We start from the raw sequence: 14,327 nt of genomic DNA, 5'->3' as shown, positions 1-14,327 counted from the left end.
CGCGCCGGTCCGCTCCAGCATATCGGCTCGACGCGAACAGAAGGAATCGCGGACATGAGCGAGCAGCCATCAAACGGAATGCCCGATTGGCTCACCACCGATATGCTGGTCATTGCCGTATCACTGGCCATCATCGTGATTGGGATATGGATCGCGCCGTAGCCTGGTTGTCGCGGCGAGGCCGTCCGGCCGGGCAGGGCGCCAGCGCCAATCACTGTTGCCCGACGGCGCAAGCCTCTTTTGCAAAACGGAACGAGATGCAAAGCTCGGACGATTCACACACTCAGTGCCGTCCCTGCGAAAGCAGGGACCCATAACCCCAAATGCAAATTGTTAAGCGATGCTGCAACGGCGAGTCCCTCTCACAACAACTGCTGCGGCGTATGGGTCCCGGCCTTCGCCGGGACGACACTGTGGGGTTGGCATCATTCGAGTGACCAACCAACGCCCTCACACCGGCAACGCCGTCGAATACTTCACCTGGCTCAGCGCAAAGCTCGACTCGATGGAGGCGATGCCGTCGAGCCGGGTCAGCTTGTTCTTCAGGAATGCCTCGTAGGAGGAAAGGTCGGCGGCGACGACGCGCAGCAGATAGTCGCGGTTGCCGGTCATCAGGTAGCATTCGAGCACCTCGTCCCATTTCGAGATCGCGCGCGCGAAGCGGTTGAGGTCTTCCTCCTTCTGCCGCGCCAGCTTGATCGAGATGAAGACGGAGACGTGCAGCCCGATCGACTTCTGGTCGACGGTTGCGATGTAGCGAGAGATCACGCCGCGCTCCTCGAGCAGCTTGACCCGGCGGTGGCAGGGCGACACCGACAGCCCGACCTTGTCGGCGAGTTCCTGCATGGTCATGCGGCTGTCGGTCTGGAGCAGACTCAGGATCTTGCGGTCGATGGCATCGAGGGCAGGCATTGGGATGAACTCGTTAGTTGAAGTCGGATCGTGGGAATTTATCCCAATTTTTGCTGTGCTGTCGCGTGGAATTGAGATTTTCGCCGCCGCCTGCGGCAGTAACATTCCGGCATATCGCCCGGAGCATTGCCATGGGAATCGCGCCCGAACGCCTCGACATGCTGTCTGCCCTGGCCCGCAAGGTGCTGTGGCTGTCGTCATGGACCATCCATCACGCCAACCATGTGCGGCCCTCTACCGACGGGTTGAAGGTCGGCGGCCACCAGGCCTCGTCGGCCTCGCTCGCCAACATCATGTCGGCGCTTTATTTCTCGGTGTTGCGCCCGCAGGACCGCGTCGCGGTGAAGCCGCATGCGAGCCCGGTGTTCCACGCCATCCAGTATCTGTTCGGCCACCAAACCCGCGATAAGCTGGAGAATTTTCGCGGCTACAAGGGCGCGCAGTCCTACCCCTCGCGCACCAAGGACAGCGACGACGTCGACTTCTCGACCGGCTCGGTCGGCCTCGGCGTCGCGCAGACCTTGTTCGCCTCGCTGGTGCAGGACTACGTCAAGGCGCACGGCTGGCTGCAGGACCGGCCGGAGGGCCGCATGATCGCGCTGGTCGGCGACGCCGAGATGGACGAGGGCAACATCTTCGAGGCGCTGCTCGAAGGCTGGAAGCACGGCCTGCGCAACACCTGGTGGGTGGTCGACTACAACAGGCAGTCGCTCGACGCCGTGGTGCGCGAGGGGCTGTGGGCCAAGTTCGAGACCATGTTCCGCAACTTCGGCTGGGACGTGGTGATCGTGAAGTACGGCAAGCTGATGCTCGAGGCGTTCGCCGAGCCCGGCGGCGAGGCGCTGCGGCGCTGGATCGACAACTGCCCGAACCAGATGTACGCCGCGCTCTGCTTCCAGGGCGGCGCCGCGTTCCGCAAGCATCTGCGCGACGACATCGGCGACCAGGGCGAGGTGTCGGCGCTGATCGAGCGCCGCAGCGACGACGAGTTGCTGGCGCTGATGTCGAATCTCGGCGGCCACGACATGGCGAGCATGATCGAGGCCTTCGAGGCGATCGACCATGATCGGCCGGTCTGCTTCATCGCCTATACCATCAAGGGTGTCGGCCTGCCGATGCAGGGCCACAAGGACAACCACGCCGGCCTGATGACGGTCGCCCAGATGGAGAAATGGCGCGCCGCGCAGAATATCCGCCCCGGCCACGAGTGGGACAAGTTCGAGGGCCTTTCGCAGGAGCCTGCGAAGCTCGAGGCCTTCCTGGCCGAGGCGCCGTTCAACCGCGAGGGGCGCCGCCGCCTGTCGGCGCCCGAAATCGACGTGCCGGAACGGCTGGCCTTCAAGGCCTCGGCGCAGATGTCGACGCAACAGGGTTTTGGTCTCGTGCTGCACGAGCTGGCGCGCGGCGATAGCGAACTCGCCTCGCGCATCGTCACCGCATCGCCCGATGTCACCGTATCGACCAATCTCGGCGCCTGGGTCAACCGCCGCGGCCTGTTCGCGAAGGCGGAGAACCACGACTTGTTCCGGCAGGAGAAGATCCCGTCCGCCTACACCTGGGAATATTCGCCGAAGGGACAGCACCTCGAGCTCGGCATCGCCGAGATGAATCTGTTCATCATGCTGTCGGCGCTCGGCCTGTCGCACCAGATCAACGGCGCGCGGCTGTTGCCGGTCGGCACGCTGTACGATCCCTTCATCGAACGCGGCCTCGATGCGCTGAACTATGCCTGCTACCAGGATGCCCGCTTCATGGTGGCGGCGACGCCGTCGGGCATCTCGCTGGCGCCGGAAGGCGGCGCGCATCAGTCGATCAAGACGCCCTTGATCGGGATCGGGCAGGACGGGCTCGCCTCGTTCGATCCGGCCTTCGTCGATGAACTTGCCGTGATCATGGGCTGGGGCTTTGGCCACATGCAGCGCGAGGGTGCCGAGGGTGGTTCGGTTTACTTGCGACTCTCGACCCGTACGCTGGAGCAGCCGCAACGGATCATGACCCCGGACCTACAGCGCGACATCACCGACGGCGCCTATTGGATGCGCAAGCCGGGCCCGAACTGCGACATCGTCATTGCGTATACCGGCACCGTCGCGCCGGAGGCGATCGAGGCGGTCGGCCTGATCGGCGAGAGCCACCGCGACGTCGGTCTGCTGGCGGTCACCTCCGCCGACCGGCTCTATGCGGGTTGGTCCGCCGCGCGGAATTTGCGCCGTGACCGCCGCGGCGCGCAGCATTTGAGTCATATCGATCGCATGCTGGCGCCGCTCGGCCGCGACTGCGGCATTGTGACCGTGATCGACGGCCATCCGGCAACGCTCGGCTGGCTCGGCAGCGTGCGCGGCCACCGTGTCGAGGCGCTCGGTGTCGAGCATTTCGGCCAGACCGGCACGATCGGCGACCTCTACCGCCACTATGGCATCGACGCCAATGCCATCATTGACGCGGCGGAAAGCGTCTCGGTCGGCGCCCCGGTGCGGCATCGCAAGATGGCGGTGTAGCCACATCGTCGTCCCGGCGAAGGCCGGGACCCATTACCACAACTGGCAGCAAGTAAACGCGACTCGTTCTAACAGCACCCTTTACCAATTGCCGGCGGAGTTTATGGGCCCCGGCCTTCGCCGGGGCGACGAGACCAACCTTGCCACCTGCGCGATAGCGACATTATATGCTGTTCGCGCGCACGAGCCGCGTCCCGCATATGGCGGGTTCAATTCGCCGGGCTTTCGTGCAAGGATGCCTGCCGAACGCTTTCGTTCCCCATTCCATACGCCCCGTACAAGAGGTTTCCGATGGTCAATCGCATGCAATTCTACATCGACGGCGCCTGGGTCGATCCCGTCGTCAAAGGCAAGTCCACCCCGGTCGTCAATCCCGCGACCGAAGAAGCGATGTATGAGATTGCGCTCGGCTCCAAGGCCGATGTCGACAAGGCAGTCGCCGCCGCCAAGCGCGCCTTCGAGACCTTTTCCCGGACCAGCCGCGAGGAGCGCGTTGCGCTGCTCACCAAGATCGTCGAGGTCTACAAGGGCCGCATGAAGGAGATCGGCGCGGCCGTCTCCGACGAGATGGGCGCGCCGCTGCCGATGGCCGAGAAGCTGCAGGCCGGCGCCGGCCTTGGCCACCTCATGAACACCCTCGAAGTGCTGAAGAAGTACGAGTTCGAGGAGACCATGGGCACCGCCGTGATCGTGCGCGAGCCGGTCGGCGTCGTCGGCATGATCACGCCCTGGAACTGGCCGCTCAACCAGATCGCCTGCAAGGTCGCGCCCGCGCTTGCCGCCGGTTGCACCATGATCCTGAAGCCGTCGGAGTTCACCCCGACCTCGGCGCTGATCTTTGCGGAAATCCTCCATGAAGCCGGCGTACCGAAGGGCGTGTTCAACCTGCTCAACGGCCTCGGCCCGGAGGTAGGTGCGGCGATGAGCGAGCACCCGGACATCGACATGATCTCGTTCACCGGTTCGACCCGCGCCGGCGTCGACGTCGCCAAGCGTGCGGCGCCGACCGTGAAGCGCGTCAGCCAGGAGCTCGGCGGCAAGTCGCCGAACGTGATCCTCGACGGTGCCGACCTGACCAAGGCGGTGACCGGCGGCGTGATGCACATGTTCAACAACTCGGGCCAGTCCTGCAACGCGCCGTCGCGCATGATCGTGCCGCTCTCCAAGATGAAGGAAGTGGCCGCCATCGCGAAGGGCGTTGCCGACAAGACCAAGGCCGGCGATCCGCGTGCCGACGGCACGACGATCGGTCCGGTGGTCAACCGCGGCCAGTGGGACAAGATCCAGGCGCTGATCCAGAAGGGCATCGACGAGGGCGCAACGCTAGTCGCCGGCGGCCCGGGCCTGCCCGAGGGTGTCAACAAGGGCTTCTATGTCCGTCCGACCATCTTCGCCGACGTCACCAACGACATGACGATCGCCCGCGAAGAGATCTTCGGACCGGTGCTGACCATCCTCGGCGCCAAGGACGAAGCCGACGCGGTGAAGATCGCCAACGACACGCCGTATGGTCTCGCCGGTTACGTCTCCGCCGACACCGTGGAAACCGCGCGCCGCGTCGGCCGCCAGATCCGCGCCGGCAACGTCAACCTGCAGGGCGTGCCGAACGAGCGCACCGCGCCGTTCGGCGGCTACAAGCAGTCCGGCAACGGCCGCGAATGGGGCCGCTACGGTCTGGAAGAATATCTCGAGGCCAAGGCGGTCGCCGGCTACAACGCCGCGTAAGCCGAGCCACGAGAGACGCGACTTTTGGCGCCGGGGCAGGCAACTGCTCCGGCGTCAGCCATTTTGGGGGCGCAAGGTCTTGAAGAGTGCGAATCTTGCGAAGATGAAGGTTGCAGTCTCGCCGTCATTGCGAGCGAAGCGAAGCAAAGCAATCCATCTCTCCTCACGGGCGGACAGATGGATTGCTTCGTCGCTTCGCTCCTCGCAATGACTAACCGCCGAGCGCGCCTTGGGTGTTGACGTAGAGCGCATAGATCGACTGGCTCGCCGCCATGAACAGGCGGTTGCGCTTGACGCCGCCGAAGCAGAGGTTGGCGCAGCGCTCCGGCAGCGCGATGCGGCCGATCATGACGCCGTCGGGCGCGAACACGACGACGCCGTCGAGTTCGGGATCACCCATGCCCCAGCCGCACCACAGATTGCCGTCGATGTCGCAGCGCATGCCGTCGGGCGTGCCCGGGCCGGCGTCGATGAAGACGCGCTTGTTGGAGATCGTCTTGCCGTCGGCTGCGACGTCATAGGCGAGGATCTTGCGGTTCGGCTCGCCGCGGGATTCGACGACGTAGAGGATCTTCTCGTTCGGCGAGAAGCACAGCCCGTTCGGCCCCAGCACGCCGTCGGCGACGATGGTGGCCTTGCCGGTTTCGGGATCGAGCCGGTAGACGTTGGGCTCGATCTCGGGATCGGCCTTGTAGCCTTCGTAGTTGCCGAGCAGGCCGAAGATCGGATCGGTGAACCAGATCGAACCGTCGGATTTCACCACGACGTCGTTCGGCGAGTTCAGCCGCTTGCCGCCGAAGGAGTCGATCAGCACCGTGATCGATCCGTCATATTCGGTGCGCACCACGCGGCGGCCGCCATGCTCGCAGGTGATCAGCCGGCCCCGGCGATCGCGGGTGTTGCCGTTGGCGAAGTTCGACGGCTTGCGGAAGATGCTGACCGCGCCGGTCTCTTCCTCCCATTTGAGGATGCGCTGGTTCGGGATGTCGCTGCACAACAGATAGCGGCCGTCGCCGAACCACACCGGACCTTCGGCCCAGCGCAGGCCGGTCGCGATGCGCTCGACGGCGGAGAGTTTCAGCCAGTATTTCTCGAAACGCGGATCGAGCGCGCGGATCGCGGGATCGGGATAGCAGGTCGCGGGACGCCAGCCGGCGGAATGAACATCGGACATTTGCTGTTCTCGTTGTTGTGTTTCGATGGTGTTTCCTTGAGCGCCTGGTTTGCTATCATTGTCGGCCTGCGACCGCAATTCGATCGCAGCAATCAGGAAAGAAGAGGGACGGCATGCCACGCATATTGATGACCGGCGCATCGGGGGGAATCGGAACGAGCCTGCGCAAGCTGCTGCCGCCGATCTATCCGGATCTCCTGCTGAGCGATATCAAGCAGCCCTCCGATCTCGGCAGCAACGAAAAGTTCAAGGCGGCCGATCTCGCCGACCTTGCGCAGGTCGAGGCGATCTGCGAGGGCGTCGACGGCATCCTGCATTTCGGCGGCTATTCGGTCGAAGGCCCCTGGGACGCGATCCTGCAGTCCAACATCGTCGGCTGCTACAATCTGTTCGAGGCGGCGCGCAAAAAGGGCGTCAAGCGCGTGATCTTCGCCTCATCCAACCACGCGGTCGGGTTTTATCCGCGTCATCACCGCATCGGCACCGACGTCACCGCGCGGCCGGACAGTCGCTACGGTGTGAGCAAGGTGTTCGGCGAAGGCGTCGGCGCGCTCTATGCCGACAAGCACGGGATCAAGGTCACGTGCCTCCGGATCGGCAATTTCGGCGAGGCGCCGCTCGACCACCGCAGGCTCTCGATCTGGCTCAAGCCGGAAGACCTCGTCCAGCTCTGCCGCATCGGGCTCGAGCATCCCGACATCCATTTCGAGGTGCTGTACGGCGCGTCCTACAATGAGCGCTCGTGGTGGGACAATCACCGCGCCTACGATCTCGGCTATCGTCCGACCGGAAGGGCTGAAGATTTCCGCGAGCACGCGATGGCCGAGCAGGCCAAGCTGCCGCCGGATCCGGTCGGCGACTATTACCAGGGCGGCGCGTTCTGCAGCATGGAGTTCGACGGCGACAAGGAGAGGGTGATCGACTGGAAGAAGTGATCAATCCTCGCATTGCGGCAGTTGCTTCACGGATTCGGTGTGCTGCTGCGCCTCCTTCGAACCTTGCCCGGATGTCTTGGGCGGGCTGCCGGGCCCGTCAAAGGTCTCGGCGAAGTGCGTGAGGGGAAAGGCGAGGCTTATGGTCTGCCCGGTGAGGTTCTTGGCTTCGACAGCGATCGTCTGCGCGTGCTTCAGCCGCTCGATCATTTCGCCGTCGGCCTCGAGTGTGCCGCCGCAGCCGAGCGTGTAGCAATGCGGCCTCGCGATCTGGATCGGCTCGTCCTGATCGATGCGGAGGCTGATCGTGCCTTCCAGCATGGTCCGCGTTCCGACATTGGCGCTCACGATCGCGCGCTTGCTACTCTGCGGCGAGACGCTGAGTGTGCCGCCCGATGGCGAGCACTGACCGCGCGCGGCGGCGCCGACGAAGCAGCTCGCCTCTGTCAGGCACGTCTTGGTCCAGGGCTCGTAGGTGAGCTGCGTCGCGCGCGGATCGGCCGCTTCGCCGACGCCGCCGAGCGCAAGCTGCACGGTGAACGATCCAAGGAATATAGCCACATAGCGCATCGCCGTCTCCTTCACGAGGAGGCCGCGTATCGCGCTATTGCGGCTTTTTGTCGTTGGAGATGCGGACGAGATAATCCGCCTTGCTGTACTGCATGTGATCGACGCAAAGCTGCGCCAGCGCCCAGCTGTCGCGGCCCTTCAAGAGCTCGATCATCAATTCGTGCTGGCGGCGCGACAATGCGAGGCCCTCGCTGTCGGCGAGATTCTTGGCGCGCATCGGCAGCGTCAGGTTCATGTAGTCCTGCAATGAGCGGACGAGGTAAGGATTGCCGCAGGCGGAGAACAGCGCGAGGTGGAACGCATCGTTGGTCTCGTGAATGCCGCGCATGTCCTGCGCCTCGGCCTTGATGCAGTAGTGCCGTTGCAGTTCGCTCAACTGGTCGATCAGGCTTTGCGGCGCGGGCAGGGCGATCATCAGCGCGGCCTGGCGCGTCAACATCTCGCGCACCTCATAGATCTGCCGCACTTCCTCGGCCGCATAGAACCGCACCGTAGCGCCGACATTCTTCTCGCGCAGCACGATGCCCTGGCGCTCGAGCTGGAACAGCGCCTGGCGGACGAAATGCCGGCTCGCACCGTAGCGCTGCATCAGGTTATCCTCGACCAGCCGCAAACCGGGCGCGAAGCGGCCGAAGATGATGTCCTCCTCCAGCCGGCGGATCACCTCCGCTTGTTCCTCCTCGCGCGAGGGGGCCTGGAGTTCGGGCAATGTGGGCTCGGCTGTCATGCGCTCTCGGCTTTGGATCGGTGCCTGAGGTCAGCATGGCGCCACGGTTATTGTCAATAATGGGGGCGATTTTGCCGCAGACCAGCCACCCGCCGCGACCGGATTATCTCATATTGACAATAATTCCTGCCGCTCCTTAAGTGCGGCCGAACAACCACGGGACGAGAAGAAAATGGCCGACGGACTTCGCAAGGGACTGACAAGCTATGGTGACGCCGGCTTCTCGCTGTTCCTGCGCAAGGCGTTCATCAAGGCGATGGGCTATTCAGACGATGCGCTCAATCGCCCGATCGTCGGTATCACCAACACCTACAGCGACTACAATCCCTGCCACGGCAACGTGCCTGACATCATCGAGGCCGTGAAGCGCGGCGTGATGCTGTCGGGCGCGATGCCGTTCGTGTTCCCGACCATCTCGATCGCGGAGAGCTTTGCGCACCCGACCTCGATGTATCTGCGCAACCTGATGGCGATGGATACCGAGGAAATGATCCGCGCCCAGCCGATGGATGCGGTGATCGTGATCGGCGGTTGCGACAAGACCTTGCCGGCGCAGATCATGGCCGCGATCAGCGCCGATCTGCCGACGGTGGTGATTCCGGTCGGGCCCATGGTCGTCGGCCATCACAAGGGCGAGGTGCTCGGCGCCTGCACGGACTGCCGCCGGCTGTGGGGCAAGTATCGCGCCGGCGAGATCGACGACAACGAGATCGAGGCGGTGAACGGCCGCCTCGCGCCCTCGGTCGGCACCTGCATGGTGATGGGCACTGCCTCCACCATGGCCTGCATCACCGAGGCGCTCGGCCTGTCGCTGCCGATGAGCGCGACGATCCCGGCGCCCCATGCCGAACGCTTCCGTTCCGCCGAGGCCAGCGGCCGCGTCGCCGCCGAGATGGCGAAGACCAAGGGACCGAAGCCGAGCGAGATCCTGACGCCGTCCTCGTTCCGCAACGCCCAGGTCGTCATGCAGGCGATCGGCGGCTCGACCAACGGCCTGATCCATCTCACGGCGATCGCCAACCGCTCGCCGCACAAGATCGACCTCGAGGCGTTCGACAAGCTCGGCCGCGAGGTCCCCGTGCTGGTCGACCTCAAGCCGTCGGGCGAACACTACATGGAGCATTTCCATCACGCCGGTGGCGTGCCGAAGCTGATGGCGCAGCTCGGCGACCTGATCGATCTCGATGCCAAAACCATCACCGGCCAGACCTTGCGCGAGGTCGTCGCCAATGCCGAGGATGTGCCGGGGCAGGACGCGATCCGCTCCAAGGCGAACCCGATCAAATCCGAAGGCGCGATGGCGATCCTGCACGGCAATCTCGCGCCGCGCGGCGCCGTGATCAAGCAGTCGGCGGCGAGCCCGAAACTATTGCAGCACACCGGCCGCGCCGTGGTGTTCGAATCGGTCGAGGACATGACGCTGCGGGTCGACGATCCCGCGCTCGATGTCACCGCCGACGACGTGCTGGTGTTGCGCAATGCCGGCCCGAAGGGCGCGCCGGGCATGCCGGAGGCGGGTTACCTGCCGATCCCGAAGAAACTCGCGCGCGCCGGCGTGAAGGACATGGTCCGCATCTCCGATGCGCGGATGAGCGGCACCGCGTTCGGCACCATCGTGCTGCACATCACGCCGGAATCCGCGGTCGGCGGTCCGCTCGGGCTGGTGCGGAACGGCGACATGATCCGGCTCGATGTCGTCAAGCGCAGCATCGATCTGTTGGTCGACGAGGCCGAATTGCAGAAGCGCCGCGACGCGCTCGCGCCGGCCGGTTCGCCCGATTGGGCCAAGCGCGGCTACGCGCATCTCTTCAACGACACCATCCTGCAGGCCGATGAGGGCTGCGATTTCGACTTCATGCGCGCCAAGGGGAAGTAGCTTGCAAAGTTCGGCGCATCTGCTGAATTGTCGATAATTTCTGCGATGTGGTGCTCGTTGTCGCCTACGACGAGCTGATTGCCTCTGTTTTATTGACAATCCTGCGCGACTGGTGGGATGATCCCCCTCAATTAAAAACAGGGGGAACGTCGCGATGGGCTATTCAGCCAGGATCGTCGGGATTGCCATGGCCGCGGCAGCGCTGCTGCTTTCCGCGGGCGCCGGCGCGCAGGAAGTCAAGCACTACCGCTTCGCGCACGATCAGCAGCTCAACACCGGATACAGCGTGGCCTACGATATGTTCTCCGCCAAGCTCAAGGAGTTGAGCAAGGGGACCATGATCGTCGACCAGTATCCGGGAGCGCAGCTCGGACAGGAGCCGCAGCTGCTGCAGCTCGTGAAATCCGGAGACATTGAATTCGCCATCATCTCGTCGGCGAACACCGCGACTATCTCGCCGCAGGCCGGTGTGATGTCGCTGCATTTCCTGTTCCGCGACGCCAACCATGTGGTGAAGGCCCTTGCCGATCAGAAGGTGATTGACGCGATCAAGGCGATGATCGACGACACGTCGCAAGGCCTTCATGTCATCGCGACGGGCAGCCAAGGCGTTAGAAGCATCTACGCCAGGAAGGAAATCCACAACGTCAGCGACCTCAAGGGTGTAAAGATTCGCGTTCAGGCGACGGCTACGGAAGACACGATCTTCCCGGCTTACGCCGCGCAAACCGTCCATATGCCGTTCGGCAGCGTGTACACGTCGCTGCAGACCGGCGTCGTCGAGGCGGCGGAAAACAGCGTGAATGTTTACCTCGTCAATAAGCACTACGAAGTCGCGCCGGTGCTCTCGATGACCGAGCATGAGGCCAACAATGCGCTGTTGTTCATCAGCGACAGGCTGTGGCAGAGCCTTTCAGCCGAGCAGAAGGCCTGGGTGACGACAGCGGCCGCGGAGGTGAGCGCCAAGGAGCCGGCGAAGGCGTTCGAACTGGAGAAGAATGCGGCTGCAAAACTGAAGTCATTCGGCGTCAAGGTGGTCGAGGATGTGGACAAGAAGAGCTTTACCGCGATCGCCGATCCCTATCTCGACAAGCTCGCCAAGGATCTCGGGCCGCATGCGGAGAAGATTAAGAATTTGATCCGCGCGGTCAACTAGTAGCTCGTCACAGTGATTTTGACTCTTTGGGTATGCCTGGATAGGCGCGCCCCAGTTTGGTGCGAGCTTTGTCCGTTGTGAACATCCAGTTGATACGGGCGCGAGTTTTGTTTCGCTGCCGCTCCCATGCTGCGATCTCGTTTCTAAGGCGTTTTGGATCGTCGATCCGGCGGCCGAGACACTGCCCTTGGAGCACGCCGATCTCGATCTCGACCATATTGAGCCAACTGGCGTGTTTCGGGGTGTAGTGGAACTCGAGGCGGCGCAGGATGCGGCGGGCCTCGGCGGGGGCAAAGGCCTGGTAGAGGGCGCCGGGGGCATGGATCGACAGATTGTCCTGCACGACACGGATGCAGGCGGCCTTGGGGTAATGGACATCGACGAGTTCGCGCATGCAGTGAGCATAATCCACGGCGGTGCGCCGTTCGGTGACTTTGACGTTACGCCAGGCCCGATGCGGATCGAGGGCGACAAAGAGATTGACGGTGCCGTTGCGGCGGTACTCGTAATCGTAACGCTCGCGCTTTCCCGGCTCGGGTGGGATCGGCTGGCGCACTTCGCCGATGAGCTGGACGGGGGTTTCGTCGAAGCAGACCAGCGGCCGCTCGGGATCAGGCGCTTCAGCGTAGAGATCGAGCACATCTTCCATGCGGGCGACGTATTCGCCATCGACATGGGGAATGCACCACATGTCCCTGCGCCACGGCTTGAGGTCATTATCGGCCAGCCGGCGGCGCACGGTCTCGCCCGACAGGCTGTCATGATCGGTGAGCTTGACCATCACGTCGGCCAGCAGCGCCAGCGTCCAGCGCCTCCGGCCAGCGGGCGGCTTGGCGCATGCGGTCGCCACCAGCAGGGCTTCCTCCTTGCCGGTCAGCTTGCGCTCCGCACCGGGACGCGGCTCCTCACTCAAGGCCCGATCGAGATTGCCTTCCACCAAGCGGCGTTTGGTCCGATAGACGGTGGAGGCGCTTACTCTGACGGTCCGGACAATCTCCTCGTCGCGGCTGCCGATGTCGGCCGCCAGCAAAATCTGGGCCCGCTTGAGTTTGCGAGCGGCATGCTTGCCGCCGCTCAGCATCGCCGTCAGTTCCTCTCGCTCGGCTTGGCTCAATTCAACCCGGTACCGTACATTCATCGTTCGCCTCCCTGTCGGAGGCTCCGGACGAATCGATCCATGAGTCAAAAATCAGGCGCACGCTTTACCGAGAAGCAGGGCCATTATCTGGCTTTCATCTATACCTACTCGCACATGTTCGGACGGCCCCCCGCCGAAGCCGACATGCAGCGTCACTTCGGTGTTAGCCCGCCCTCAGTCCATCAGATGATCGTCACGCTCGAACGTAACGGCCTCATTCGCCGTCGAGCCGATATCCCCAGAAGCATCGAAATCCTCGTGCCGCCAGAGAACTTGCCGATCCTAAGCTGGCTCGGTATCAAACCGTCAAAATCACTGTGACGAGCCACTAGCCCACTTCCTGCGTCGTCCCGGCGAAGGCCGGGACCCATACGCCGCGGCTCGTCCATTGAAGCACCGGGCTGCCGTTCTTTCTCAAAGCATCAGGCGCCGGTGGTTATGGGTCCCGGCCTTCGCCCATAGGCGCTAAAATAGGATTTGCGCCTTGGATTCGCTTGTGATTCCAAGATGGAATGGCACACGAATCGCTTGTGAACAAAGATTGGGCGCGCGTTGTCGCCCGACTTGGCGGAGCCGAGGCTCTGAACATTAGCGCGCGCAAGACGAAGGCGTTTGTCCGTCCGCGGGAGATCAGCAATGCGGTCGACTTGCTGCGCCTGATCTTGGCTTATTGCCTTGGTGAGAAAGGGCTGCGGTTGACGGCGGCATGGGCCACGTCGGTTGGGCTTGTCGATATCTCCAACGTGGCTCTGTTGTATCGCTTACGTCAGTGCGGAGATTGGCTGGCAATCTTGGTCGAGCAGGCGCTTGCCGCCGCGGCGCCGAAGGCGAGCCGCGGTCGTCTGATCCGTATTGTTGACGCCACGACGGTCCCCAAGGCTGGGACGAGCGGCAGGAACAAGAACGCAGTGTGGCGTATCCATAGCGCGTTCGATCTTCCGCAGGAGCGCTTTGGTCACTTCGAGCTGACCGATCAGCGAGCGGGCGAGACGCTGGATCGGATACCGGCGGTTGCCGGTGAGATCCGTCTTGCCGATCGCGCCTATCTGCAACCGGAGCGCATGGCGCATCTCGTCGATGCCGATGCAGACTTCGTGATCCGGGCCGGCTGGAAGAGCGCGCGCTGGCTCGATGCCGAAGGTAATCTTGTTGACCTCACTGCCGAACTGCGCAACGCCTCGGCGCGTGGCCTGATCGATCGGCCGATTTGGATAAAGCGCAAGTCAGGTGCGCCGCCGCTCGCAGTGCGTCTGGTTGCCGCGAAGAAGCCGGCGCAAGCTGCTGCGGCTGCGCGACGCAAGGCGCGCCGGACTGCACAAAAGGGAGGTCATCAGCTCTCCAGGCAAACACTTGACGCCGCAGATTGGGTGATCCTGGTGACCTCACTCAGGCCAGAGGACTTCACGACTGCAGATATCCTCGCCCTCTATCGGCTGCGATGGCGCATTGAGCTCGGCTTCAAGCGGCTGAAAAGCCTGATTGGCCTGAAGGGACCTCCCGGAACCGACGAGCGGTCCGCCAGACCCCATATCCTCGCTCATCTGCTGATCATTCTATTGCTCGAGCCGCTCGTCGACGAACTCGAAGACTCTCCCCGCTTGGCCGACGCCGCCTGACCC

Annotated in this window: 12 protein-coding genes; 7 read left to right on the top strand and 5 right to left on the bottom strand. The window is 63.6% G+C overall.

Annotation, left to right across the window (positions count from 1 at the left end):
• Positions 1 to 450: 450 nt before the first annotated feature.
• Positions 451 to 912, bottom strand: coding sequence for an Lrp/AsnC family transcriptional regulator (locus ACVWZM_RS05875; protein ID WP_016841346.1), 462 nt, complete (start codon positions 910 to 912; stop codon positions 451 to 453).
• Positions 913 to 1,043: 131 nt separating this feature from the next.
• Here ACVWZM_RS05875 and ACVWZM_RS05870 point away from each other — a divergent pair, with 131 nt between their 5' ends.
• Together ACVWZM_RS05870 and ACVWZM_RS05865 are read left to right on the top strand one after the other, a co-directional pair.
• Entirely contained in the window at positions 1,044 to 3,410 is a 2,367-nt protein-coding gene (locus ACVWZM_RS05870; protein ID WP_456852178.1) for a transketolase, read from the top strand.
• Between the two features lie 291 nt (positions 3,411 to 3,701).
• Positions 3,702 to 5,135 carry an aldehyde dehydrogenase family protein gene (locus tag ACVWZM_RS05865; protein WP_076827004.1) on the top strand — a complete coding sequence of 478 codons (1,434 nt, stop codon included), beginning with the start codon at positions 3,702 to 3,704 and terminating at the stop codon, positions 5,133 to 5,135.
• Positions 5,136 to 5,346: 211 nt separating this feature from the next.
• On the opposite strand, the gene ACVWZM_RS05860 is transcribed toward ACVWZM_RS05865, so the two are convergent.
• Positions 5,347 to 6,309, bottom strand: a complete 963-nt coding sequence (locus tag ACVWZM_RS05860) for an SMP-30/gluconolactonase/LRE family protein (RefSeq protein ID WP_456852176.1) — start codon at positions 6,307 to 6,309, stop codon at positions 5,347 to 5,349.
• A gap of 113 nt (positions 6,310 to 6,422) precedes the next feature.
• On the opposite strand from ACVWZM_RS05860, the gene ACVWZM_RS05855 reads away from it, so the two are divergent.
• Complete coding sequence (locus tag ACVWZM_RS05855; RefSeq protein WP_456815823.1) at positions 6,423 to 7,244, top strand: NAD-dependent epimerase/dehydratase family protein; 822 nt, start codon at positions 6,423 to 6,425, stop codon at positions 7,242 to 7,244.
• Here ACVWZM_RS05855 and ACVWZM_RS05850 read toward each other — a convergent pair whose 3' ends face one another.
• The gene (locus ACVWZM_RS05850) at positions 7,245 to 7,811 is read right to left on the bottom strand and encodes an invasion associated locus B family protein (protein ID WP_141340326.1); all 567 of its coding nucleotides are present in this window, start codon (positions 7,809 to 7,811) and stop codon (positions 7,245 to 7,247) included. It lies immediately after the preceding gene.
• Between the two features lie 34 nt (positions 7,812 to 7,845).
• Positions 7,846 to 8,538, bottom strand: coding sequence for a GntR family transcriptional regulator (locus ACVWZM_RS05845; RefSeq protein ID WP_456835330.1), 693 nt, complete (start codon positions 8,536 to 8,538; stop codon positions 7,846 to 7,848).
• 172 nt (positions 8,539 to 8,710) lie between these two features.
• On the opposite strand from ACVWZM_RS05845, the gene ACVWZM_RS05840 reads away from it, so the two are divergent.
• Both ACVWZM_RS05840 and ACVWZM_RS05835 read left to right on the top strand, forming a co-directional pair.
• Positions 8,711 to 10,414, top strand: a complete 1,704-nt coding sequence (locus tag ACVWZM_RS05840) for an IlvD/Edd family dehydratase (protein ID WP_456852174.1) — start codon at positions 8,711 to 8,713, stop codon at positions 10,412 to 10,414.
• A 154-nt stretch (positions 10,415 to 10,568) separates the two neighbouring features.
• A complete protein-coding gene (locus ACVWZM_RS05835) occupies positions 10,569 to 11,570 on the top strand; it encodes a TRAP transporter substrate-binding protein (RefSeq protein ID WP_057017493.1) in 1,002 nt (333 codons plus the stop codon).
• A 7-nt stretch (positions 11,571 to 11,577) separates the two neighbouring features.
• Here ACVWZM_RS05835 and ACVWZM_RS05830 read toward each other — a convergent pair whose 3' ends face one another.
• The gene (locus tag ACVWZM_RS05830; protein WP_076829362.1) at positions 11,578 to 12,708 is read right to left on the bottom strand and encodes an IS630 family transposase; all 1,131 of its coding nucleotides are present in this window, start codon (positions 12,706 to 12,708) and stop codon (positions 11,578 to 11,580) included.
• A 39-nt stretch (positions 12,709 to 12,747) separates the two neighbouring features.
• Between ACVWZM_RS05830 and ACVWZM_RS05825 the strand changes: the two genes are divergently transcribed.
• Both ACVWZM_RS05825 and ACVWZM_RS05820 read left to right on the top strand, forming a co-directional pair.
• Positions 12,748 to 13,029: a LexA family protein gene (locus tag ACVWZM_RS05825; protein WP_076829365.1), complete on the top strand. Its 282-nt coding sequence runs from the start codon at positions 12,748 to 12,750 to the stop codon at positions 13,027 to 13,029.
• 209 nt (positions 13,030 to 13,238) lie between these two features.
• Positions 13,239 to 14,324, top strand: a complete 1,086-nt coding sequence (locus ACVWZM_RS05820; protein WP_253604643.1) for an IS4 family transposase — start codon at positions 13,239 to 13,241, stop codon at positions 14,322 to 14,324.
• Positions 14,325 to 14,327 lie beyond the last annotated feature (3 nt).

Source organism: Bradyrhizobium sp. USDA 4501 (genome assembly GCF_054062115.1).
This window is presented reverse-complemented; position numbering and strand designations above follow the sequence as displayed.